This is a genomic window from Candidatus Abyssobacteria bacterium SURF_5 (assembly GCA_003598085.1).
GTDB lineage: Bacteria > Abyssobacteria > SURF-5 > SURF-5 > SURF-5 > SURF-5.
This window is the reverse complement of record QZKU01000143.1, coordinates 18,221-42,460: the sequence shown is the minus strand read 5'-3', so window position 1 is coordinate 42,460 and position 24,240 is coordinate 18,221. Positions and strand designations below refer to the sequence as shown.

The following is a 24,240-nucleotide window of genomic DNA, read 5'->3' as shown; positions in this document are numbered from 1 at the left end:
TTTTAAGACCCGCTCCGGAAAATCGGGTTGAAGGCGGCATCGATCCCATGGAGGTGAAGCCAAATGAAAGCAGGAAGTGGTGAGATTTCCATTGTGCGCGGCGATATCACCGAACTCGAGGTGGATGCCATCGTTAACGCCGCCAATAATCATTTGATCCTCGGAGCCGGTGTAGCCGGCGCGATACGTTCAAAAGGGGGTCCCACCATTCAGGAGGAATGCGATAAAATCGGCCGCATCGAGATAGGGGAAGCGGCGATTACCGGCGCCGGCAGGCTTCCCGCAAAATACGTGATACATGCCGCCAGCATGGGGGATGAACCGGTTTCCGAACGATCATTGCGCGACTCCGTCAGGAACAGCCTGCTCAGGGGAGAGGAAGCCGGCGTTCGATCCATTGCATTTCCTGCGATCGGGACGGGGATTGGCGGTTTCCCGATTGAGCGCTGCGCGGAAATAATGATTGGTTTGGCGCGACAACATCTCCAGCAAAACGATTCGACAATACAAAAGATTATCTTTGCTCTTTTCAAAGAGGCTGACAAGCAAGTCTTTGATCGGGTTCTCGCACGAGAACAGTAATGCATTAATAATTCTCGGGCGCCGCCTCTTTGGCGGCTTTTGCCAGTGGAACGGCCGTGCTCAAATTTACTCGTCTCGCCTTCGGCGCCCTTGCAGCCGCCGTCTTCGCATGCGCATTTGTCCATGCTGACGGCGCACCTTCTGAGGAACGTCTTCTTCTCTGGCACCAGGAGACCGGCCAGAGGCGGAAGATTCTGCAATCAATAATAAAAGAGATCAATTGCCGAGATCAGACTGCAAGAGTCGAGGATGTGGTTTTTGGTCCTGCGCGAGGAGCGGTAGCGGAGAAGCTTCGTTCGATCAAGCCGGAGGAACGGCCGCACCTTGCGCTGGTCGAGCGCGAGGCGCTCCCGGCGCTGGCGGATAAGGGCATCATTTTTCCGGTTGACCGCTTCCTCGAGAATCACGGAATATTGAAAAATAAAGTTCTTGTTCCCCCCGCCAGGGAATACGTGCGGTATAGAGACCTTCTATACGGTATCCCTGCGTCTCTGAACCCGTATGTTTTTATCTGCAATCCCGCCTTGCTGGCGGAAATTGGGGCCGAGCTGCCGTCGGATTGGGATGACATCCTGCAATTGCAGAAGCACGTTGCCAAGCACAGGCCTGCGGGCGCCGAAGAAATATGGACGCTAAACACTCGTTCTCTTGATTCGATATTCTCGATTCTCGCTGTCCAGAAAGGGCTTTCGGGGGCAGAAAAGCAAGATGAAGTCCTCGCTGACATCCTGGAACTGCTGCACAAATTCCGAAAGCAAAATGTTTTTCCTCCGTACTATAAGTTCTGGGATCCAAATTTTCTTGAAGTGACGGATAGAAAAGTCCTCTTCCAAATCGAAGATGCCAACCTGGTTTCGGCAATGCAGGATTCGACTGAAATTCCACTCGTCATTGCGCCGATGCCTTCGGTCTCGGAAAACCGTGTGACCGCTTTGTCCGACAGCCTGGTTTTTGTGCTGTGTCGGACCGACAATCTGCAAGCTGCATCGGCCTTCCTGGAATTATTCTTCAATCCGTCGTACTATCGGATGTTCCAGGAAAAATGTTTCTACGTCAATCCCTTCACAAGCACTGCGGGGGGAATGGAAATCGAAGAAGATGACCCATTATATCGACAGGTTCTGGTATCGGCCCGGGCGGGGAAACCGCTGGATCTGTCTTTGGGCGGTGGCGCATTTTCAAAGATTTCGCGGGCTGTAGCCCAACTGGATGCAGGGCTGCTGTCGCCGGAAGAGGCGCTGCGGGAGATAACGCGCTCATTTGACGCGGAAAATCATGGCAAAGGTGCTGCTTCAGACGCAATATCAGTGTCGTGGGCGGAAAGCACTCGGCGCATTTTCGCTGGCGAACGAAGGGGGTTGAAGAATCTGCCCGTCACCGTCACGTGTGCCCGAAATGAAAACGAGTCTTTCCAACTCCTGATCAGCAGTGAGAAGGAGGCGGAACGGGTCACGTGGAAAGTTGAATCGCCACCCCGAAATGAAGATGCTTCACATTTTCGCATTGAGGTATATGGAGAAAGGGACACTACCGTGCCGCTGCCGCTGGTTGCGAACGAGGCGGGGGCATATCCCAATATCTTGGAGCCGGTTGATTCATTTGATCTTTCACCCGGTGCACCTGTCAGGCTTTGGGTGGAGATTTTTGTGGGAAGAGGTGTTCCCGCTGGAGAGCGGACGCTGGCGATAATTCTGGAGAATCCGGAGAAGGCATGGTGTCGGATTCCCATAAAAATTCAAGTGCTCCCGTGGGAGATTCCGGCTTCGCCGTCACAGCCAGCCGTAGTCGGCCTGAATTACGATCTGGTCGCCCGTCATCTGGGAGTGGATAAAAATTCGGCGGATGGTCGGGAGGTGCTCGATTCATTTTACTGGTTTCTTGTTGAGCGAAGGCTGACGCCATACCAGCCCCCAGTGTCGCTGAACTCGGACAGGATTGGCGAGTACTTAAGGGACGAGCGCGTCTCCGCGTGCCGGTTTCCTCTGCCGCCGGTCAACGAATGGTATGCTCCTCTGGTGGAGTTGGGGGAGAAAGAAGGGTGGCTGGACAAGATATTTGTCTACTTTATCGATGAGCCGACGTACCATCAATATTCTGCGGTCGTGGAAACGGGTCGAGAAATCCATTCTCGCGGGAAGCGCCCAAAGTTCCTGGTCACATGTATGCCTGATGAGATGCTGGTGGGCTCGGTCGATATCTGGGGCATTCACATCTCATTTTTGCCGGTTGGGATACCACATCTTTTTTCCGATCGATCGGAATATCTTGCCCGGGTGAACGGGCGATTGCCGCAAGAAGCGGTATGGTGGTACACAGCGGGGCCGGTAAAGCCGTTCCCGACACTTCATATAGAAGATGATCCCTCGGCCTTCAGGGTAATCCCGTGGATGCAGCAGTTGTATGGAATCGATGGTTTTCTGCATTGGGAAGCAGCCAATTGGACGCAGCCGTTCGATGAAGCGTTTATTCCGCTTTTTGGAAACGGAGAGGGGGTGCTGATTTATTCGCAGGGGGGGAGACCGGCGCCCTCGATACGATTGGAACTGCTTCGCGAGGGGCTCGAGGATATGGAATACCTATTCTTGCTGCGCCGAAACATTGAGACGGTGCAGAAGATACTTTCCGCCGAATATCTGGGAGATGTGGCAACAATAAGAATCGGAGAACTGTGCCGGCGCCTCGTTTCCCGGGATTCGCTGCATACCGATCCTGCAGGTATATTGCCGCTCATGTCGTTTGCGCGCGAGCCCGGCAAAATCGAACAGGCGCGCAGCGAAGTAATCACGGAGATCGCGTCCATGATAGACCGTCCGTACGCGCTGGTATTGACGGATCCGGAGGAGAGGCGGTACACTGATGCCGCGACAGTTCGCATTTATGGGGTTACGGAACCAGACTGCGCGATCGAGATCAATTCCCATTCTTTATCGGCAGCCTCGAGCGGCGCCTTCTCGATGAACCTTCCGCTTGAGGAGGGAGTCAACAGCTTTTCCATCGTGTTCAAGAATGGAGCGATGACTAAGAATATAATCAGGGTAATCGAAAAGGACTGATGTGTCGGAAGTGCATGTCACGGCGGAAACACAACAGGCTCTGAGGCTGCGAGCCTGGGGTTTCGTAATTTTGATGCAGTTGGTGATATTGATTTCGCTGCCGCTGACGCCGTATGTGTGGGAGAGAGCGGTTCTTACTTTTGGGGCGGGCTTCAGCAATTTCCCTTATATGTTTTCTGTTGCGCTGCTGCTCTTTTTTTTCTATATCATGGTTGGTTCATGGAGAGACTACGGCCCTTTCAGGATCATTGCATTGGCGGCGCTGTCAATGGGCTACGGTTACGTATTGAAATACTACTGCAAATTTCCGGCGGAAAAATTGCACCTTGTGGAGTACGGAGCTCTGGTTTTCCTTGCGTTGAGAGCTTTCTCTTTTGATTTTTCGACCAGGTTTTCCTACGCACTCGCATTCCTTTTCGGACTGGTTTTCGGGTCTATCGATGAAAGCATACAATATTTTCTTCCGAACCGCACATTTGAAACACGAGACATCGTCACCAATGGTCTTGCATCCGCTTTCGGGCTGGCGCTGATTGCGTTGTTAACGAAACGGAGCCGTGGGAAGATGCCTTTGGAGCGGCTGAAATAATATGGGAAGAAGTACAGGAAAGATATTTATTTTTGCTGTTTTAGCCGGCGTTCTCTTTCTCGTGACGGAGCGACCATCCCCCAGACGGGCGCCTGAGGATATCAACGTCATTCTTCTGACTGTGGACTCGCTTCGTGCCGATCATTTGAGCTGTTATGGACACAACAGAGCAACGAGTCCGAATATCGATGCGCTTGCCGAGCGGGGAGTGCTTTTTCGCCGGGTGTTCAGTCAATCGGCATGGACCGTACCCGGTCTGATTTCCGTTTTGACCTCTCTTCAGCCGCCGGTACATCAGGTTGACAAGCGGGGGCAGCTGCTGGACTCCGAGATTACGACCATTTTCGACTGTTTTGCGGAGGCCGAATATGAAGTTCCGAACATCTGTTTTGTTCTCACGTTGCCGGAATTTTTGGGCATACGCATTGGGCCGGTCGAAGAACGGTATTTCTCTGAAGAGGATGGCGAGGAGATCTTTCGCTGGATCGACGAGAATCATGACTCCAAGTTCTTCCTCTGGTATCACTACCGAAACGTACACCTTCCGTACAGGCCGCGGGAAAGCACTCACTCAGTTTTTCTTTCGGGGCATCCGAATGAAAATCAGGTGTCACCGGGCGTGAAGGCCGTTCTTTCAGATTCCGCCAGCGTATTTGTCGACACGGTCAAGTTCCAGCAATCGGATCGGGCCATCATACACGATCTCTACGACGGAGAAGTGATCGAGTTGGATTTCTTTGTGGGCCGTCTGTGCGCGCGCCTGCACAAATACGGCCTGCTTGAGAAGACGCTGCTTGTCATTACGGCGGACCATGGAGAGGAGCTGTTTGATCATGGTTTTGTGGGGCACGCATCGACATCGCGTTCAGCGACCGTGTATGACGAGGTGCTGCGAATCCCGCTGATCATGTCTTTGTCCGGTTATCTTCCGGAGGGAGTGCAAATACGGGAGCAAGTGCAGCAGATAGATATCATGCCGACGCTTCTCGAGCTGACGGGAATCCCGATGCCGTCGGGGATACAAGGACGCTCTCTGGCGCCCCTCATTTTCGATGCCGGCAAGCGAAGCGAGTCGAGTATTCCTGCCTTCGCCGAGACTATTTACGGCGGATACCAGGCGAGCGGCGAAATGGAGGAGACGCGGTTGAGATGCGTGCGGACCGACTCCTGGAAGCTGATCGAGACAGAAGGCCCGGCAGGAAAAAACTATCAACTCTTTGATTTGCTGATAGACATCAAGGAGCACCGAAACGTCTACGACAAAAACCCCGAGCCTGCCAATATTCTTCTGACGCTCTTAGACGAGTGGAAGCGGGAAAACGTTCTCCGCCGGAACGCGCTTGCCGCGCACCAATCTGCTTTGGTGGACAGCGGAAGCGAAGGGCTTTGCCCGCAACTCATTTTTCCGTATGACGGAGTGGTTCTTCGCTTCAACGAGAGGCACGGGATGGTGCGCGCCTCATGGACCGGAAGTCCTGTGATGACGTACATCATCGAATATGACATAGGCGACGGAATTCATCACCTCACCGGTTCATTCCTCAATTACGGAAATCAGCGCGATTTCGGGCCGTATTCGAAGGAGATATGGCTTGCGCTCGGTGTCCGGAATCCGTGGAGGGTGCGTATCTCGCCGGACACACAGCCCCGCTGTTGGAGCGAATGGTTGGAATTCTATTTTCAATAGCGCCCGGCCGACGTTTCCTTTGCGATCATTTCCGCTTCGCCCGCGCCATCAAAACTTTCATGATGCCGACCACGACATCCTCGCCCCGCTGATTCTTCACTGTCTGCCGATAGGTGATTATGCCGCTCTGGTCGTTTCGCTCTTCTTTCTCGATCACCTCGCCCTCAACGTGAATGGTATCGCCGATGCGGGTGGCATTGATGAAACGCACCCGATCCATTCCATAGAATGCGATGGTGAAGTAGGGTTGAAGCGGGACAAGTCCTGAAGCGATGGAGAGGACCAGCAGCCCATGAGCGATCCGGCCTCCGAACATCGTGGCGCGGGCATATTCAACGTCGCTGTGAAGCGGGAACCAATCGGCGGAAAACATCGAGAAGTTAACCAGGTCGGCCTCCGTCACGGTTCTCCCCCGGCTGACAACTTTGTCCCCGATGGCGATGTCGTCGAAATACTTATTGAACATTCTCTTCCTCCATTAAAGATGGAAAGGCAAAAGACCGGCTCTTCAAGCGAAGCAATTATATCGCACCTTTCGAAGAGTTTCCAAAAAGATGCTCACCGCCTACCGGTTTCATCATGATATTCAGACAAATCGCCCCCATCTCACGAGCAACTCAACGAGATGAGGGCGTGAGCGTTCAGGTGAGCGCCGGTTTCGGCAGTGGTTCGACGTGCGCTTCGAAGGCGAATGCGGCCCGCAGGAGAGTCGCTTCGTCGAAAGCTTTCCCCACCAACTGCAGGCCGATTGGCAGGCCGTCGCCGCTCATGCCGCACGGAATCGAGATTGCCGGGAGGCCGGTCAGGTTGGACGGGCACGTATATCGCAGGAGCGCCATCTGCGCGTCGGTCTCCATTCCCTTGATCGAAACCGTCTGCGCCCCGATTTTGGGAGCAGGAACCGCCGCGGCGGGAAGCGCAAAGACGTCAATTTTTCTGAAGGCATCCGCAAACTCTTTTCGGATCAGACTGCGTATGCGCTGCGCCTTGAGGTAATGCACAGCGGTGAAAGCCGCTCCGGCCTCGAGAAGCACGCGCACGTCTTCGCCGAAATCGAGGGGACGATTCCTCAGATTCTCCTCGTGATAGGAGGCTGCTTCGGCGGTGATAATGACGGATTCAATAGGGCTGGTCAGCTCGATATTGGGCAGGTTGACCTCCACGATTTTTGCGCCCAGCCTTTCGAACAGGGAAAGCGCGCGCCTCACCGCCTGCTCGACCTCGTCGTCGGCTCCATTAAAACAGAAGGCCGGTTCGATTCCAATTTTCAATTTCTTCACGTCGTCTTTGAGCGCGCGTTCGAATCGAGGAACTTTCTCGCAGGCGCTCGAAGGATCTTTGGGGTCGTATCCTGCCATGGCCGAGAGCATCACGGCGGCATCACGCACGCATTTCGTCATCGGGCCAATGTGGTCGAGCGACCAGGCCAGCGGGATGATCCCGTGCAGGCTGACCCGGCCATAGGTGGGCTTCAGACCGACGATCCCGCAAAGAGCTGATGGAGTGCGTATGGAGCCGCCGGTATCGCTGCCGGTTGCCGCGATGCACATTCCGGCCGCGACCGCCGCGGCTGAACCGCCGCTCGAACCGCCGGGAATGCGCGCCAGGTTGTAGGGATTCCTAGCGCCCCCAAAGTGAGGGTTCTGAGTTGTCCCGCCAAACGCGAATTCATGCAGGTTGGTCTTCCCCGCGATAACCGCGCCTGCTTCGCGAAGTTTGGCGACGGATGTGGCATCCTCGTCCGGCACCCACTCCTGCAGAATTTTTGATCCGCCTGACGTCCGCAGGCCCTTCGTCTGATACAGATCCTTCAGCGAAATCGGGATACCGTGCAACGGGCCGAGATATCTATTCTGTTTTATCTGACGTTCCGCTTTGCGCGCAGCCTGGAGAGCGGCATCGTGATCGACGGTTATATAGGCCTTGAGCCGGGGCTCCAATTTCTCTATTCGATGCAACACGGAGCGGAGAAGCTCGACGGGAGAGATTTTACGTGATTTGATCATTGGACCCAATTCGGAAATGGTCAGATCGCAGAGCTCGTTGGGCATGGAAGTCACTCCTTTATGGTATGGAAAATAAATGCGGGGATCGACTGCTGGTATCCCTCAGGCTGGAGCATCTTCATCATGGAGATGAGGCCGGCGAAAAGGTAAAAATTTGCATCAATCTCGGGGCCCATCTCCACATCCGCCATGAGATTCAACTGTCTTCTCATGAAGTCCGGGGTCAGTTCATCACATTCAGCGCACATACCCTCTCCTCTATCTGACGGTGGTGTTGTGAATCATTTTTTTGATTTTCGCGAGCGCTTGGAGCGGCGATTCAGGGTTTCGCCCAATGTCGCCCCGGTTTGGGCGCCCGAGCGGATCACGCTGTATTCTTTTTCGAGGGCCGCCAACACCTCTCCATAGGTCAGGTTTGGCTTTTTCTTTGCGAAGTCGAAGAGAATCCCGTGAAGGGAGCGGGAGAGTTCGAGAAACCTGCGCCGATTGGATATTTTTCGGCGTTTGTATTCGATCTGGGTCTCGCTCCAGAGATCGATGACCATGAAGGAGAGCAGCTTCAAAGCGCGGGTTGGAATCTGAACGAGCGCACTGCGGAGATCCTTGCTTGCCTCTTCCCCGTAATTTTCCTCGACATTAAGAAAATAAATCACCTCATTCGCCAGGTCCTCCTTGTTCATGTAGTGGCGGTACTGATTCTTGACTACACTTTCAGTGGGAAGGCCGACATCATGGGTCCAAGTAAACCGAACTTCGATTGAGCCGTCTTCACGCTCCTTGACATCGAATTCAATTTGATGCATTCTGCAATGCCTCCTTTGCCCAATGAATGCTCTCCCAAACGGTCTCAGCAGTATCAGCGGAAGCGGATTCGATGGCGCCAGTAGGGCACGATGTATGGTCTTCCGATCATTCCCGCAGGGACCGGCTCGCCCAACAGGTTTGCTGCTGTATTGGCGACGGTGACTTCGATGCTGTTCTCTCCCTGTTTCAGCAAATGCGTTACGTCGAGTACGTACGGCCTCCACAACAATTGTCCGGCATATTTATCGTTTATTTTGACCTCGGCTGCTTCATGTATCCGGTAAAACTTGAGGAGCAGTTGCTGGCCGATGTATTTGAGCGGCAACTTGAATGATGCTTTGTATGTCATCGTGCCAATGAAGTTGGGAAGACCGATATCCGCCCAGGGGATGGCCGGCGCGCCGTAGAGCTGTTCGACGATCCTTTTCTTTTTCACCCAGAAGCGGCCGATGAGGCAGACGGGTTCGATACCATGAACGCTGGGAAAAAGAGTCGGGAATTCTGGTTGCCGCCACTCCAGCCGCAGGCGGTTTGCTCCCTTTCTTACGAGGGTGGAGAGAGGGATCAAGCGATTGGAGTCGTCCCATATGAAAATGGGTTCGGGTTTTCTGTCGATCTCGTGGCCGTTCAATTGGATCGATACGGGGTTTCCATCGCTCTCCTCGTACACCAGAGCGAGATCCTCTGGCACATGTTCAATCACGAAGGAAGTTATCATGGCATATGCACTTGCGGGAGGGGGATAGTCATGCCCGACGGGGACTCCGGCATATTCGGCCATTTTTAAAAGGATCCCTTCGGCCTCTTCAAAGTTCTGAGGGTCGATGCCAAGTATTTTACTCCATTTAGCCGCAGATGTCACTGCATGCGAAAGCCGCCGATATTTTGCGGTCTCTCGTTTCCCTCCACCGCCATCGCGCCCGGTTAATGTCTTTGCGAAGGACATCGTCTTGCGGAGTGCTTGCAGGATCAGGCGGGTGCGAATGCCGAGCCGAGGGTCTTCATGGGGATCCCATTTGGGTCGCTCGACCTCCGAAAGCATTTCGACTTTCCATTGGTCAAGCAGCAGGATATTGCGCAAGGGGTACTCAATCTGCCATCGCCTCGGCAGGAGGAGAGGCTGATATGCCTGCTCGACGGTTCGGATATATCGTTTATTGTTTTGGACGACTCTCACCTCGAGCGCGCTCGCATATCCTTCGACAAAATCCGGCGTGACGGCGGTGAGCACGAAATTAGTGGAATCAACATGATCGACGGGAGGCTCATCAAGAAAAACGAAGAATGCCGCTTCATTCGGATGGAAATGCCGATTAATCGTCGTATGCACGTTGTCGGTTCTATATGCGAGCACGTCTTGAATCAAGCCGTCTTCAGGGTTCCAGAGCTGTGGCCGGCCGGCGCAGCGGAATTTCAGATCGACCGCGCCTTCCTGTTCAGAGAGATTGGCGACGAAATAAATATCCGCCCCGTCGGTTTTCCGGTGCAGGTAGGCAAAGTTCCTGGCGGTCAGCCCCTCGATCTGGAAGTCGCGGCGCAGCCACTGATCAAGTTTTTTCAGGAGCCATGAAAAGGTGGAATCATTCTCTGTTCCCACGTGATGATATTCCACGTTTTCCGGCTTTGATCCTCCGAAAAGCGCCTCGATCCGTTTCGATATCTCGTGCCCGAATTCGTTATGCGCCGGCAGTTGATATCCGAAGGCAAAGACCTTTCCGCCGGCCGCCGCAAAACGTTCTGCCAGTTGCAGCAATTTTTCCGGAATCACTGAATTTATTGGAAGTAGCAGTATCGAATAAACCTCTTCTCCTATCTTGATCCGCCCGTCCTGGAGCGTTGGCTCGTGGTCGTCCAGAAACTCATCAAACAGGAAATCGAAATCCAATTGATTCCTGAGCAGGGTTTCCGATACCCGCTCAATCAAATCAGCAAACTTGCTGTCTTCGGCCTTCAGGTCGAACTCGGCCCACAAGCTCTTCATCGGAAAAGCGAGCAGAGTGGCCGCCACGTGCGCCCCTTGGGAGTTGAGATAGCTGAGCCGTGCGATATAGTCGGAGAATTTCTTGTAGAACCGCCACCATGGCTGCGGCGGAAAATGAGATGCGGGAAAATCTCGTTTTCGCAGTCCCCGCAACGACATGAAGGCGGCGTGAGGATTAATGAAGTTCACTCCGCACGCCTGGGTCCAATTCAGGACGCCTTTGAGCCGCTCCGGCGAGGTCTCCCACCCGTTGCCGCCCCATATCTCGCATAAGGTTCGCATCAGCCCGCAATGATGCGAAACGCTGCTGGCTGCTTTCGGCAAGAAATTCGGGTGCGCCATCAGGCGGCAACCACGATCGAACCCGTGCCTATCTTCGAGCACGTCGATTCCGGGCATCGACATCCGGCTCAATGGCTGAAAAAAGCTGGCGCTGATGCCTGGCAGGCGGTTGATCTTATCATCTTCATTGAGATGGCCGGTCAAAAAGAGGCCCCGTTCCGAGGCCCAAGCCGCAATTTTCCCAAAAAAATTGCCGGCGAACATGTCTCGCGCGAGTTCGAAATACCTGGTGCGATTCAAAACCTGTTGCTCGATAGGAATGCCGGGGATTCGACCGGCCAGACTCGGGAGACAATCGAGAAACTTGTCATGATAACGTCTTTCGTATTCGGCAGGAAGAATGGAACTGAAAGGCAGCGCTCCGTAATTCCCGGGTTCATCGGTGAAAATTCCTATGATAGGGTCGCCGTAGTAGCGGCGGATGTGCCGATCGTATTCGACATGCGTCATTCTCATGAATTCGTCAGTGGCGGCGGGGTTCAGCACGTCGAGATAGCCGGCTTCGCCTCGGGTCCAGGGGGCGCAGGTTGAGGCATGGGTAAGAACCTGCACGGTCCTTCTTAAGAAGAGGAGCACATCCCCGGACAAGTCGTTAAACCGGCGCTTAAGAATACTTTCGGTTTTCTCGACTACGGTATCGGATGAAAGCTCGAACGCCGCATATACGTGCGCGTTCAGATGCTGCAATCCTTTTATCAGTCGTGAAGGCGGAAATATCAGGTAGTCGAGGGTTATCTGCTTGTACTCAGGATGTTCGCGCAATAATTTGCCGCCGACCGGACCGCTGGGCCAATTGTATTCGTCGTAGAGCCATCCGGTCATGCGCAGCCGCTTCAGTGACTCACAGATAAAGGTTATTCGCTCCCAATAGAGCGGGGAAAGATATTCGATTTCAAGGCCGGTTCGAGGGTGGATGATGACGCTTGAGATACCCTTTGCTTTGAGTTCTTCAAGGTTTTGCGCGATGCGATCTTCCTGGAGATTATCATTGAGAAACCAGAAAGGAGTGGGGGAGTATTCGGCAGGAGGTTGAGAGAATTGCTCTCTTATTGCGTCTATTTGCATGATAAAGGCTATGGTGTCCTCAGCCGCCAAGTTCTTTTTCTGGATGACGCATCCTTATGATAGCACACAGATTATAGAGGCGCAAGTTATGCGACAGGGCGTTTCGGCGCAAACCGGGCGGAGCGCGAGGCCGCCTTTCCTTGACAGTGAAAAAATGCAGGTGCTATTATGCCTTGTACACGCTTCGTTTTCCCGGCTTGAATAATCTCTTGAGAACTCTTACGGATATGGGAAAGTACGTTGAGGACATTCTGAAACTGCGCGAACAGTTTTCGGACCGGCATGTGGCAGATTACCTTTATTCGATCTTTCAAACGGCCGGTTTCCACGTTCAGCGCGAGACGTTTTTCTATTCCAGGAACAGCGCCGCTCTTGCAGGCGGGGCCGCTTTTATTCTAGCCGCAATCTTTCTTTTTGGCGTATTCAGGCGGAAGCAGTTGGTGATAATCGGTGCGGCGTTTGCTGTTCCGTGTATCCTTTTTTTTGAGTTTTCACTCGGTATTCCACTGGTCAGTTGGCCTTTATTGAAGAAAGGCGAGAATATCATCGTCCAATTCCCGGTGCAGAATCCATCCGGCAAGGTGGCGCTTGGCGCTCCATATGAACAATATCAAGAAGAGGAGCAAGCCCTATCGCCTGCCGAGACGGCGGCTTCGGCCTTTCTTTTGCCCGCGGCGCTTGCGTTTCTCTCGATGGGCTTATGGCAACTGGCAATCCACTTTGGTAAATTTGATTCAGAAGACGCGCGGACGATCCTGCTGGTAATGGGAGGAGCATGTCTGGCGTATTTTGCATGGTATTCTTTTGTCGTATGGGATGAAGGAGATGCAAAGAGGGAAGCATCGAGTTCCTCGCAGGATGTTGGTTCAATGGCTATGCTCTCGCAGCTTGCGTTGAATCTGAGGAACGAAGATTTGGGGCTCGAGAACACATGGGTATCCGTTGTTTTCTTTGGCGGGGACGACGGGCAAGGCGCCAAAACATTTGCGAAAAAGCTTTCTCGGAGCCCGGAACATTCGATCGAGACCATATTTATCGGTTGCCGGAGGATCGGGAGGGGGGAGAGACTCGCGTTCCTGTTCCCCCTTGAAGAGCGGAGTAAAAACCCGCTCTCGGAGCGGCGCCTGCTCAGGATATTGTCATCAGATGCTGCCGCCGCCGGCGAACGAACGCCGGAGATCCTGCCTGTTGAGCCAGATCAGTTTAGAGGATTTGCCGGAAAGGAGTTTCCGTATGTTATTTTCACGTCTCTTCCGCCTGAAGGCGGTGCTGCCGACGAATCCGACATACAACCGAACCAGTTGGAGCCGGCACTGCACGTGCTCGAGAAGATGCTTGTGCAGTTGGATGCGGAACATTTGAACGAGCATTCGCCTCCCCCAACGGAAAACGAACCTGTCAGTCGAACTAATTGAAGGAGGAGTTCATGAAACGTTCATTGAAATACATATCTGTCCTCGTGTCGTTGCTGTTTGCTTCTTCCTGCGCGACGACTGGCGGCTTCAACCTTGTTCCTCCCCAGGAGGAAATCCGTCTCGGACAACAGCTTTCTCAGGAAATTGAGAGAGAACAGCCGGTGCTGGACAATCCGGTGCTTCAGGATTACATCAGCGACATTGGAAATAGGATTGCCAGTAAAACGGAAAAACCCGATCTGCCTTATACGTTCAAAATCATTGAGAGCGACGAAGTCAATGCGTTCGCGCTGCCGGGTGGTCCGGTGTATGTGAATACCGGTTTGCTGAAATATGCGGATAATGAGGCTGAACTGGCCAGCGTGCTTGCGCATGAGATCGGTCATATCACTGCCCGCCACGCGACCGAGCAGTTGACAACGTCGGTTGGCGCACAAATACTGACCCAGATACTTCTGGGCGAGAATCCTGCAGCCGCAACAGCGCTGGCAACAAACATTGCCACATCTCTGGGTATGCTCAAATTCTCGCGCAATGACGAGTTGGAGGCTGATCGGCTGGGTGTGCGATACATGTTCGAGGCGGGATACAATCCGACAGCAATGGTTGATTTCCATCGAAAGCTTGCGGCAATGAGGGAGTCGAACCCTTCACGAGTGATGAGCTGGTTCAGCACGCATCCCATGTCTGAGGACAGGGTAGATACCGTGGCCAGAGAGATCGCCAAGCTTCCACCGGGAAGACCTGTGCAATATTATCCGGAGCGTTACACGGCCATTCTGGAGCGAGAATTGCGGTAATTTCCTCCAACTTCAGTACTTTTGGTGGTAAGAGCGATTTGTATGTATATATTTAGCATCCGAATATCGGCGGTAACGAAGGGAGCATGAGCATGCGTCGTGGGAATGCATTTTTTACGTTGGCAATTTTAATAACCGTAATGGTATCGGGTTGTGTCGCTGCCGCGGCGGCGGGTGCTGCGGCCGGGGCGGGCGGATACGCATGGGCAAGTGGGAAACTCACCTTCACGACGGCTCATCGAGTAGCCGAAGTCCATGCCGCGGCTCTTTCCGCCTTCAAAGACCTTGAGATCGATGTCACAGGGGATCGAACCAGCACGCTTGGCGGCAAACTCACTGGGCTGACCACTACCGACGAACAGGTGACGGTCGATCTCGAGCCGGTGGCCACAGATATCACCAAAATCGATATTCGGGTGGGCTTTTGGGGAAACCAGTACCAGGAAGCCAAGATCGCCGACGCTATTCAACGGCACCTTCGATAGCTTCTAAAATTCTCCAATTCTTCCCGTAGAAACCCTTCCATCGAATCCGCATCATGCTGAAACACGGATCTCTATGGAACGGCATCTTTATATAGTTTTACAAATTTTCCGTTCCATTATGAAGCAAATAATGCTGCATCAGAGTATATAGTAGAACGTATTGCGGGAATAGCGAAATCAGTCAGACGAAGGCTGAAATTCGATCCTGCGAATCAACCATGTGTAAGGATATGATCTTATTGAACTTCCGGTTCTATAGCGTGCCGCTTCGAGATGGCGCATATTTGTGAAAAGAGAGCATTTTCCAAAAAGGAGGATATTCCGATGACGCCGAACTCACGTGTTTCAGTCGCACTCGTGGTACTGGTAGGCCTTTCAGTTGCGGTATATGGTTGCGCGGCTGCGGCCGGCGCGGCGGCCGGCGCGGGCACGTACGCATGGCAGGCGGGGAAACTCAGCTTCACCACTCCGAACGCCGTAGCGCCGACTCACGATGCGGTTCTCGAAGCCTTTGACGAATTGAACATCACGGTAGTACAGGATGAGACAAGTCAACTTGGCGGTACCATAAAGGGCTCAGTCCCTGATACCGGCGAAGATGTGACGATTGATCTGGAGCCTCAAGCGGACAATGTAACCAAGGTGGATGTCCGCGTCGGCTTCTTCGGCGACCAGGCCAAATCCCAAAAAATTGCAGATGCGATCAGACGCAACCTTTGATCTTGAGGAGACAATAACAGCTTCTCACAAACCGAGAGGCAAGCGCAGCAAGTCTTGCCTTTTTGCTTGCTTGCGATTCTCGTTGACGGCCATAGGAGGGGCGCGAATAAACGCTGAATCTCGCGCCCCTGTCGCTTCCCTGTGCGGCACGTACCGTTGAGTGCCGCGGCTCAGCCAGTCTGCTTGACCTCGTAAATCACTTCTGATATGATTTTTTTGTCTCGGTCCGTCCGCCGTTTCTTATTAACATCGGGGAGGATAATGCGGTGCAGGTGCTTGTCTATCTGTTCGTTGCGGTTATTCTCTACGTACTGGCCGGCAGGATTTACGGCAATTACATCGGAAGATTTTTCGGGTTGAACGCGGAACGCCCGACGCCCGCCGTTGTAGTTAATGATGGCCGCGATTTCGTTCCCACCAAGACCTCCGTGGTCTTCGGGCATCATTTCGCCACGATTGCCGGGGCCGGTCCGATCCTCGGGCCGACACTCGCCCTTCTATACGGATATTTGCCCGCATGGATATGGATTGTCTTTGGGGGTATTTTTATCGGAGCAGTCCACGATTTTTCGGCGCTTTTTGCGAGCGTGCGCGAGGAAGGGCGCTCGATATCCGAGATCGCCCGACGGGCGATGGGAAAGACCGGATTTACTCTTTTCATTATTTTCACCATCATCATGATCCTCCTGGTAACATCATCATTTTTAAAAGCGACGGCGGTATCACTTACCTCCGAATGGCCCATTGAGAAACTCGGGCTGACGGCCGACCAGACCCTTCTGAAGACAAGGGTGAACAACGATGGAGTGTTGCTCGGGCGGATTGGCGGGATTGCGTCGACTTCTGTGATTATTATCACCGGTATGGCTCCGCTCCTGGGGTATCTGCTCTACAAGAAGAATGTACGGGTGGCGTATGTGTTTCTTCTGGCCGCCCTGCTTTGCATTATCTCCGTCGTCATAGGATTTCAGGTTCCGATTACGCTCCAACCTACGACGTGGATGATTATTCTCGCCGTTTATGTGACGCTGGCGGCCGGCATCCCCGTTTGGATCATCCTGCAGCCGCGCGATTTCACGAACGTTCAACTCCTGTACGCGGGTATCTGCCTCTTGACGGCGGGGCTTGTGGCGGGTGGATTCTCGGGGAGCCTGCATTTTAGCGCGCCCGCCTCAAACATAGCAGAGGGCACGGGTCATATCGGATTCATTTGGCCGATGTTGTGCATTACGATAGCCTGCGGCGCCGTTTCCGGTTTCCACGCACTTGCTGCAGGAGGGACAACCTCAAAACAGGTGCGCGACGAGCGGGCGACCAAGAGCATCGGATTCAATGCGATGCTGCTGGAATCGGCTCTTGCAGTCGGAGTAGTGCTAGCGCTGGCAAGCAGCCTGAATTTTTCCGATTATAAGAGTCTTGTCTGGCCCACCTTGGCGGGCGGAAAAGCCAATCCCGTCCTGGCATTCTCGCTCGCCGTCGGGCATTTGCTGAATTCATCGCTTGGGATTCCGACCGCGATCGGGACTATTTTCGGAATCCTGATGGTGGAAGGTTTCGTAGTGACAACACTCGATTCGGCTGTTCGTATTAACCGGTACCTGTTCGAGGAGCTGTGGTCGATCATCCTCGCGTCGCCGCCGAAGGCCATGCGCTCCTATTGGTTCAACTCCGGCCTGTCGGCCGTGCTGATGCTGGTGATGGCCTATTACAATGCCTTTGTCACCAACTGGCTGGCTTTTGGTTCCGCCAACCAATTGCTCGCCGCGCTGACCCTGTTCTCCATCGCCGTCTGGTTCATGAGCCGCGGCAAAATCGCCTGGATGATCATCATTCCAGGCATCTTCATGATGGTGACAACAATAGCGTCTCTCCTGCTCCTCCCCCGCCTCTACCTCGAGAAACACGCATACACCCTGCTCGTTATGGATCTCTTACTGCTCGCATTGTCGCTCGGAGTGGTCATCGTGGCGGCCAAAACATTTCGTTCAAAATGGCTGGAGATGAAGAAAATGGGTGCGGCTCAGGAGATCGAGTTCGCGCAAAAGTAAAGTGTATCCCCCGCCGGCGAGGAGATTGAGCCGCGTTTTTCTTGTGAAAAATATAATCGAATTGTCAGAAAGACAAGCTTGCCCCGCTTAATTCAGGTGATCACTCCCACGATTCTGTACGCTCAAAAAGGATAAAATGCGTCGATTTCCAGCGCATATCAACAAGATTTTGATGATGTCGCCCCCAAAAAGTCTTCTGGCATGGAAGATGCACTTAGGCATAGTATAACTACATCAGATTATAGAACGCGCCGCCTCCCAAAAATTTAATTATTTGAGGGGATAAAGACAGGACAAGATGATAGGCTGGGAGCGCGGCGCGTTTTATTGTTCCGCCCGCACCGGTGCTCCTTCTTCGTTCTGAAAGCCCCCATCGGGAACACGTTTTTCAGCGGCAGCTTGGTAGAAGGCAGAGAGCCAGGATGTAAGCCTCCGTCTTTGCCTATCAATCCGCCTTCTCTTCGATTCGTCTTCAATCAATTGAAAAAGCGCTTACCCTGTGCTATCATGAAGCCTTGCGCATCTCATGCGTTTCCGCCGACAGTGCCACCCCCGAAAGGGAAAAGCCGATGGAGCGATCGGAACTAAAGTATGTCACCCCGGAGTTGATGCGGCGTTTGGATCGTTTCGCAATCGACACGATCGGCATTCCAGGCGTCGTCCTGATGGAAAATGCCGGCCGCTCCGTATTCGAGTCGGCATATGCCGCACTTGGCAATAACGGCCAACCGGCGGTCGTCTTCTGCGGGCGGGGCAACAATGGCGGCGATGGTTTTGTCGCCGCTCGCCATTTGATAAATAACGGGATCGAAACCTCGATCTTTGTCGTGGGAGCGTTATCAAAAATAAGGGGAGACGCTGCAATCAACCTGCGAATTCTTCGGAAAATGGGTGCACAGGTTCAGAAGGTTTCAGCCGGTCTGTTGCCGGAACTGCGGGTGCGAATGAAGCGGTGCGGTATCATTATTGACGCCCTGCTGGGGACGGGCCTCTCAGGCGAAGTAACCGGCCTGTATCGAGATGTGATCGGCTTGATCAACGAGGCCGGCTGCCCGGTTCTTTCGGTGGATATTCCGTCGGGACTGGACGGCCTCACCGGAAATCCGCTGGGAATTTCTGTGATTGCAAACACGACGGTAACCTTTCAGTTCCCCAAGAAAGCTTTTGAGAATCCGAAGGCGCGAAATTATACAGGGCAGTTGAGAGTAATCGATATCGGGATTCCGGTCCATCTTTATCCGGAGCCCTTATAGGAGAGAACCGCCTTATGGCAGCTGTCCGCATGTTTGTTGCGATAACTCTTCACGGTTCGCTGCATACCACACTCGGCGAGATCATCGGGAAACTTTCATCATCAGGAGCAAAGGTGAAATGGGTCGAGCCTGAGAATGTCCATCTCACGCTGAAGTTCCTCGGGAACGTTGAGGAGGAGCGCCTCCCTGAAATATTTGCGGCCTGCGGGCGTGCGGCGGAAGGATTCGGCCCAATCGATCTCGAGATGAGAGCGCTCGGTTGTTTTCCAAACAATAAAAGCCCGCGCATCGTCTGGCTGGGAATCCAGCGAGGAGTGGAGGCAGTCACTCGCCTTCAGGAAAAAGTGGAGAGAGAACTGCAGGCAATCGGGTTTTCCAAGGAAGAAAAGCCATTTCGCGCTCACCTTACCATCGGACGCGTTAAAGGAAAACAGGGAATCTCCCGGCTCTGCCGTCTTCTCGAGGAGGAGAGGAACATTTTCCTTGGATCGATGCGCGCCGAAAAAATCTCCGTGATGAAAAGCAAGACGCTTCCGGCAGGCCCTGTTTATACTGAGCTGAGAGCTATCCCGCTTCTTTAGGAGCGGTCTCACGTGTCTTCCTCCACCGCCTTATCCTTCGGCCGGGCGTGTTGATCTTCTCAGCCATTGCCGGCCGACGTCCAGCGCGGCCAACTTGAAAAACGGCTGCGGCATAGGCTAATATGGAGGTTGGCCGGGCGAATTCGTTTCGTCTTAATGTGCGAGCGGCGAGATATTTTTGCATATTCAGCGCTTTTTAATGGCCGGTACCGAGGGAAAGGGAGAGGCTATGACGGCGAAAGAACAGGAAAACAAGGAGAAAGTTCTCGGATTAACTATCACTCAGATCGAGAAACAATTCGGCAAGGGCGCCATCATGAGGCTGGGTGACGCCGCGAAAGCTCAGCGTGTGCCGGCGATTCCGACCGGGATTATTACCCTGGACCGTGCGCTTGGAGTAGGCGGAATTCCGCGGGGCAGGGTAATCGAGATTTTCGGACCCGAATCTTCGGGGAAGACAACTCTTTCTCTCCACATTGTCGCGCAGACTCAGAAGCATGGGGGGCTTGCCGCTTTCATCGACGCAGAACACGCGCTCGATCCGGATTATTCAAAAAAAATCGGGGTAAATATAGATGACCTGTTCATCTCGCAGCCGGACAATGGCGAGCAAGCGCTCGAGATAACGGACATGCTGGTGCGCAGTGCGGCGGTGGACGTCGTGGTGATCGATTCGGTGGCCGCGCTTGTGCCGCGAGCGGAAATCGAAGGCGAGATGGGGAACCAGCAGATGGGGCTTCAGGCGCGCCTGATGTCGCAGGCCATGCGCAAATTGACCTCGTCAATAAACAAATCGAAGACGACGGTCATTTTCATCAATCAAATTCGAGAGAAAATCGGCGTGATGTTCGGGAATCCGGAGACGACCCCCGGCGGTCGGGCATTAAAGTTTTACGCATCGGTGCGCCTTGACGTGCGGCGTCTCGGAACAATAAAAGAGGGGCAGGATACCACCGGCGCCCGCACCAGAGTCAAAGTGGTAAAGAACAAGGTCGCCCCGCCCTTCAAGGAGGCCGAATTCGATATTCTTTTTACTGAAGGGATCTCGAAGGAGAGCAGCCTTATTGATGTGGCCGTCGAACAAAAAATTATCACTAAGAGCGGCGCATGGTTTTCCTTCAAGAATGAGCACATCGGACAGGGGCGTGAAAATGCCCGTCGCTTTTTGAAAGAAAATCCGGAGATCTTTACCGAAATCTTTCAGGAAACCGTGCGGCAATTAGGAATGACGCCGGACGAACCGGGAACCGAGATATAGGCACCCCCCTTACACTGTGATGTCCCTGTTCTTTCAGCTGTCCCTCTTTTCGATCTTCTCTTCGTCGAAGAAATCGGGAAATGACCTCGTATCTGTTAGCGCATGCCGCATCTGGTGAACATCTTATTACTATAAGGACTACTTCGCCCACAATACGATGAGGAGAAAGAGATGAAATTTGAAGGCGCCATCATCGAGGAACAAGGAATCAAATTCGCAATTGTCAAAGTCGGAAAGGATATCTTTGAAGTCCCCGGCAGAGCCAGAGACAGAATGATTTCATTCCAAAGCTTTTTTCCTGATATGGCCATTGTATTCATGGCCGCTGAAACGGGAGAGGTCCCGCAATTCTATGGACGTCCCGACATCGTCAGGCTTATGATGTCCAAGCCGCTGGAGAATATTGTATGGGAACAATATTCATTTGACGAGGCGGCAGAAAATTGAAGAGTTTGCAACCGGTCGCATTCACTTGCCACTTTTGTGGCTTAGAAAAATATTGGCAATCAGCTCGACCGACTCGGCGAGCGGCAGCTTCGCGGTGTCTATGATATGATCGGCGGCGGCCTCATATAAAGGGCGGCGCTGCGCCAGCACTTCCGCAACTTCTTCAGTGAAAGATTTTGTTCCACTGAGTGAAGGCCTCTGGTGATCGGTCACAATCCGACTGACTATTGTTTCCTCGTCGGCGACCAACCAGAAAATCATCCCGTTCTTTTTCAAGACGGCGATATTCTGCGGACGCACCACTATTCCCCCACCCGCATCGATGATCAATCCATCCTCATTTTCGAGTTCGGCGGCCACCCGCGACTCGATATCGCGAAAATGATCCCATCCGTGTTCTTGTACGATCTCGGGAATTGACTTGCCCGTCCGTTTCACGATTTCCTCGTCCATCCCCACGACCTTCATCGACAAACGACTGCCAAGCCGCTCTGCAATTGCGGTTTTGCCGGTACCCCGATATCCGATCAGCACGATATTCATGAGAACTTCCCGTATGGCCTGAACCTAGCCCAAATGCCGTTCGACTACCTTACGCATGATCTCGACCGGCGCCTGCTTGCCAGTCCACAATTCAAACTGGAGGACTGCCTGATTCACGAACATTTCCAGTCCCGGAACGATGGTGCAGCCGGCTGTCTCGGCATCGCGAAGAAGGCGCGTTTTTCGCGGAGTATAGACGATGTCGAAGACGACCTGGCCGGCGCGCAAGACTTCCTTCGGCACCAGCGATGCCTCCGTCCTCGGATTCATCCCTACCGGTGTGCAATGGATGACGATATCAGCGGGGCCGATATTGCGGCGTAAAGAGGAATCGTCAAGCAAGGCGCCCTCGACCTGAGCGGCCGTTTTTTCGCGCAGATCGTTCACCAGTTTTTCAAGTTCCGCGGGAATCACACCGAGTATCGTCAGATCCCGGGGACACTTTCGCGTCGCCAGCGCAAACGCTATCGAGCGTGCGGCCCCGCCCGATCCCAGCATGAGAATTCGCCGCCCTTCGATCTCGATGCCCGCGTCCGCCAGGGCTTTTGCCGCGCCGGGGCCGTCCGTGCTTGTTCCCCGCAGGATGCCGTCCTCCTTGACAACGGTATTAACCGATCCGATACTCCTGGTAATCTCGTCTATCTCGTCAAGGTATTGCATGATTGAGACCTTATGCGGAATGGTAACGCTGAGGCCCCTGAAGTTGCCAAGCGCCCGCAGGCCGGCGACTGCGCCCGCTATGTTTTCGACGCGAAAAGCCACATACGCATAGTTCAAGCCGAGCGCATCGAAGGCGGCATTGTGAATTGCGGGAGAGAGTGAATGTTCTACCGGGTTCCCAATGACCGCGCATACTTTTGTTCCGGCATCAATGTGCTTCATTTGTCTTTGCGGCTCCCCTATGAACTTTCGAGCAGCTTATTCGTAACCAGATTACACATCGCCCACACGACGTCAAGGGCGAAGTGCTGGTCGGCAGCGGCGTCAAACAGGATCTGGGCGCGGGCCGGGAATTCTTCGTCAGCCGTCCAAAGAACATAGCTTATCCTGATGCGCGGGAGAACGAGGAATTCGAGTCCCGCGTCTCCGAATTGGATGGGAGTGCCTCCCAGAAGTTTTCCCCGTTCGAGGAAGCTAGCGGCATCGTTCGCGTAGCGCCTCTGGATTTTCCAATCGGGAAGGGCATGCGGCCCTTTGAAAAAAAAGTCGCCGTCGATAAGCTGATGACCGGTAACATATTCGCAGGCCATCGGTATATCCTTTGCCCGAAGCAGGTAATGCACCGAAACGAGGGTGGCATTGAATCCGGGAGAGGCATCATGCTCGTTGATCGGCTCCCCGATGCGTCTAACCTTCTTTTCCGCAGGGTAAATGCGCAGGTCCTCATCGAGCAATCTCAGTTCATAGGCCTTCTTTGTCATATTATAAAGGGCGAGACTTCGCCTGCAGACGTCCAGCGGATCGAGGGATTTCAATTCCTCCCAATGGATGTCGTCTATCTTGTCATCCTGCTCGAAAAAAGTATCCGCACTCATTTTTTCTCTGCCTCAGGATTTTAGCCGCAGGTCTGCTTCGGCGAAAGGCAGGGCATCACCAAACGCGACTACGCCCACCACATGCCGCCCGGAAGTTCGTCCCTAAAGAGGATTCCGCTCAGGAAAGCAACGGCCTTCTTGAGCCCCTCCTCGGGCGAGGCGAGGACATCCTCATGTTCGATGCTCAGGACATAATCGTAGCCGATCGTTCTGAGCGCGCTGACGATATCTTTCCAGACTTTCTGGTCGTGACCATAGCCAACGGTGCGGAATATCCAGGAACGTTTTCCGATTTCCCCATAATGTTTTGTATCAAGCACGCCGTTCTCAGAACAATTGATCCGGTCTATATAGGTATCCTTTGCATGCACATGGAAAATGGCGCCGGTCAATTTGCGGATTGCGGCGACCGGGTCGATTCCCTGCCAGAACAGATGGCTGGGGTCAAAGTTAGCGCCGATATTTTCGCCGGCTGCATCTCTGAGTTTCAGCAGCGTTTCCGGATTGTATACGACCATGGCGGGATGCATCTCGAAAGCGATCTTCATGATCCCGTGTGACTTGGCGAATTTCGCCTCTTCTTTCCAATAGGGGATGACTTTTTCATTCCACTGCCACTCCAGTATTTTCAGGCATTCGCGCGGCCAGGAGCACGTGATCCAGTTCGGGTAGCGAGCGGCATCGGAATCGCCGGGACAACCGGAGAAACAGTTGACGACCTCCACCCCCAATTTCTGGGCGAGTTGAACCGTTTTTCGCCACGTGATGTGGTTGTTCCTTGCGAATTCGGTGTCTGGATGCAACGGATTGCCCTGGCAGCTCAGCCCGCTGATCTGAAGGGAGCGCTCGGCGAATTTATCATGGTATTCTTTGAGCTTCTTTTCGTTGGCGAGCAGCTCGTCGATGTCGCAGTGGGCCTGGCCGGGATAATTGCCGGTTCCGATTTCGACCATCTCAATGCCCAGCGCTGCGATTTTATCGAGCGTCTCATCAACTGAAAGATCAAAAAAGAGTGGGGTAAAAACTCCGAGCTTCATACGCTGTCC

General features: G+C 53.5%; 22 protein-coding genes. 13 read left to right on the top strand and 9 right to left on the bottom strand.

Annotated features, from left to right (window positions below):
- The first annotated feature begins 63 nt into the window (after window positions 1–63).
- From C4520_21330 to C4520_21315, 4 genes are read left to right on the top strand one after another with little or no spacing between them, the layout of a single operon-like run.
- Window positions 64–582, top strand: a complete 519-nt coding sequence (locus C4520_21330; protein RJP14550.1) for an Appr-1-p processing protein — start codon at window positions 64–66, stop codon at window positions 580–582.
- Between the two features lie 29 nt (window positions 583–611).
- Window positions 612–3,635: an extracellular solute-binding protein gene (locus C4520_21325; protein ID RJP14549.1), complete on the top strand. Its 3,024-nt coding sequence runs from the start codon at window positions 612–614 to the stop codon at window positions 3,633–3,635.
- A 1-nt stretch (window position 3,636) separates the two neighbouring features.
- Window positions 3,637–4,224 (top strand): VanZ family protein, encoded by a 588-nt coding sequence (locus C4520_21320; protein ID RJP14548.1) that lies wholly within the window; start codon window positions 3,637–3,639, stop codon window positions 4,222–4,224.
- Between the two features lies 1 nt (window position 4,225).
- Window positions 4,226–5,911 carry a hypothetical protein gene (locus C4520_21315; protein ID RJP14547.1) on the top strand — a complete coding sequence of 562 codons (1,686 nt, stop codon included), beginning with the start codon at window positions 4,226–4,228 and terminating at the stop codon, window positions 5,909–5,911.
- Between the two features lie 25 nt (window positions 5,912–5,936).
- Here the strand turns inward: C4520_21315 and C4520_21310 are convergent, their stop codons facing one another.
- From C4520_21310 to C4520_21290, 5 genes are all read right to left on the bottom strand, one after another.
- Window positions 5,937–6,377 (bottom strand): dehydratase, encoded by a 441-nt coding sequence (locus C4520_21310; protein RJP14546.1) that lies wholly within the window; start codon window positions 6,375–6,377, stop codon window positions 5,937–5,939.
- A gap of 175 nt (window positions 6,378–6,552) precedes the next feature.
- Window positions 6,553–7,962, bottom strand: a complete 1,410-nt coding sequence (gatA, locus tag C4520_21305) for an Asp-tRNA(Asn)/Glu-tRNA(Gln) amidotransferase subunit GatA (protein ID RJP14545.1) — start codon at window positions 7,960–7,962, stop codon at window positions 6,553–6,555.
- 5 nt (window positions 7,963–7,967) lie between these two features.
- A complete protein-coding gene (locus C4520_21300) occupies window positions 7,968–8,165 on the bottom strand; it encodes a hypothetical protein (GenBank protein RJP14544.1) in 198 nt (65 codons plus the stop codon).
- A 33-nt stretch (window positions 8,166–8,198) separates the two neighbouring features.
- Entirely contained in the window at window positions 8,199–8,720 is a 522-nt protein-coding gene (locus C4520_21295; protein RJP14543.1) for a hypothetical protein, read from the bottom strand.
- A gap of 53 nt (window positions 8,721–8,773) precedes the next feature.
- Window positions 8,774–12,139 carry a hypothetical protein gene (locus C4520_21290; protein ID RJP14542.1) on the bottom strand — a complete coding sequence of 1,122 codons (3,366 nt, stop codon included), beginning with the start codon at window positions 12,137–12,139 and terminating at the stop codon, window positions 8,774–8,776.
- A 116-nt stretch (window positions 12,140–12,255) separates the two neighbouring features.
- Here C4520_21290 and C4520_21285 point away from each other — a divergent pair, with 116 nt between their 5' ends.
- The 9 genes from C4520_21285 (at window position 12,256) to C4520_21245 (ending at window position 21,116) form a co-directional block, all read left to right on the top strand.
- Window positions 12,256–13,524: a tripartite tricarboxylate transporter TctB family protein gene (locus C4520_21285; protein ID RJP14541.1), complete on the top strand. Its 1,269-nt coding sequence runs from the start codon at window positions 12,256–12,258 to the stop codon at window positions 13,522–13,524.
- An 11-nt stretch (window positions 13,525–13,535) separates the two neighbouring features.
- Window positions 13,536–14,324 carry a peptidase M48 gene (locus C4520_21280; protein RJP14540.1) on the top strand — a complete coding sequence of 263 codons (789 nt, stop codon included), beginning with the start codon at window positions 13,536–13,538 and terminating at the stop codon, window positions 14,322–14,324.
- Between the two features lie 86 nt (window positions 14,325–14,410).
- Window positions 14,411–14,809: a DUF3568 family protein gene (locus C4520_21275; GenBank protein RJP14539.1), complete on the top strand. Its 399-nt coding sequence runs from the start codon at window positions 14,411–14,413 to the stop codon at window positions 14,807–14,809.
- A gap of 273 nt (window positions 14,810–15,082) precedes the next feature.
- Window positions 15,083–15,529, top strand: coding sequence for a DUF3568 family protein (locus C4520_21270; GenBank protein ID RJP14538.1), 447 nt, complete (start codon window positions 15,083–15,085; stop codon window positions 15,527–15,529).
- 266 nt (window positions 15,530–15,795) lie between these two features.
- Complete coding sequence (locus C4520_21265; protein ID RJP14537.1) at window positions 15,796–17,577, top strand: carbon starvation protein A; 1,782 nt, start codon at window positions 15,796–15,798, stop codon at window positions 17,575–17,577.
- Window positions 17,578–18,146: 569 nt separating this feature from the next.
- Window positions 18,147–18,830, top strand: coding sequence for an NAD(P)H-hydrate epimerase (locus C4520_21260; protein RJP14536.1), 684 nt, complete (start codon window positions 18,147–18,149; stop codon window positions 18,828–18,830).
- A gap of 14 nt (window positions 18,831–18,844) precedes the next feature.
- Window positions 18,845–19,411 (top strand): RNA 2',3'-cyclic phosphodiesterase, encoded by a 567-nt coding sequence (thpR, locus tag C4520_21255; protein ID RJP14535.1) that lies wholly within the window; start codon window positions 18,845–18,847, stop codon window positions 19,409–19,411.
- A 229-nt stretch (window positions 19,412–19,640) separates the two neighbouring features.
- On the top strand, window positions 19,641–20,669 hold the full coding sequence (gene recA / locus C4520_21250) for a recombinase RecA (GenBank protein RJP14534.1): 1,029 nt from the start codon (window positions 19,641–19,643) through the stop codon (window positions 20,667–20,669).
- A 171-nt stretch (window positions 20,670–20,840) separates the two neighbouring features.
- The gene (locus tag C4520_21245; GenBank protein ID RJP14533.1) at window positions 20,841–21,116 is read left to right on the top strand and encodes a hypothetical protein; all 276 of its coding nucleotides are present in this window, start codon (window positions 20,841–20,843) and stop codon (window positions 21,114–21,116) included.
- Between the two features lie 21 nt (window positions 21,117–21,137).
- Here C4520_21245 and C4520_21240 read toward each other — a convergent pair whose 3' ends face one another.
- The 4 genes from C4520_21240 to C4520_21225 form a co-directional block, all read right to left on the bottom strand.
- On the bottom strand, window positions 21,138–21,659 hold the full coding sequence (locus tag C4520_21240) for a shikimate kinase (protein RJP14532.1): 522 nt from the start codon (window positions 21,657–21,659) through the stop codon (window positions 21,138–21,140).
- Between the two features lie 24 nt (window positions 21,660–21,683).
- Window positions 21,684–22,541: a shikimate dehydrogenase gene (locus C4520_21235; GenBank protein ID RJP14531.1), complete on the bottom strand. Its 858-nt coding sequence runs from the start codon at window positions 22,539–22,541 to the stop codon at window positions 21,684–21,686.
- A gap of 17 nt (window positions 22,542–22,558) precedes the next feature.
- The gene (locus C4520_21230; protein ID RJP14530.1) at window positions 22,559–23,194 is read right to left on the bottom strand and encodes a DUF3786 domain-containing protein; all 636 of its coding nucleotides are present in this window, start codon (window positions 23,192–23,194) and stop codon (window positions 22,559–22,561) included.
- A gap of 68 nt (window positions 23,195–23,262) precedes the next feature.
- On the bottom strand, window positions 23,263–24,231 hold the full coding sequence (locus C4520_21225; protein RJP14529.1) for a sugar phosphate isomerase/epimerase: 969 nt from the start codon (window positions 24,229–24,231) through the stop codon (window positions 23,263–23,265).
- Window positions 24,232–24,240: the final 9 nt, after the last annotated feature.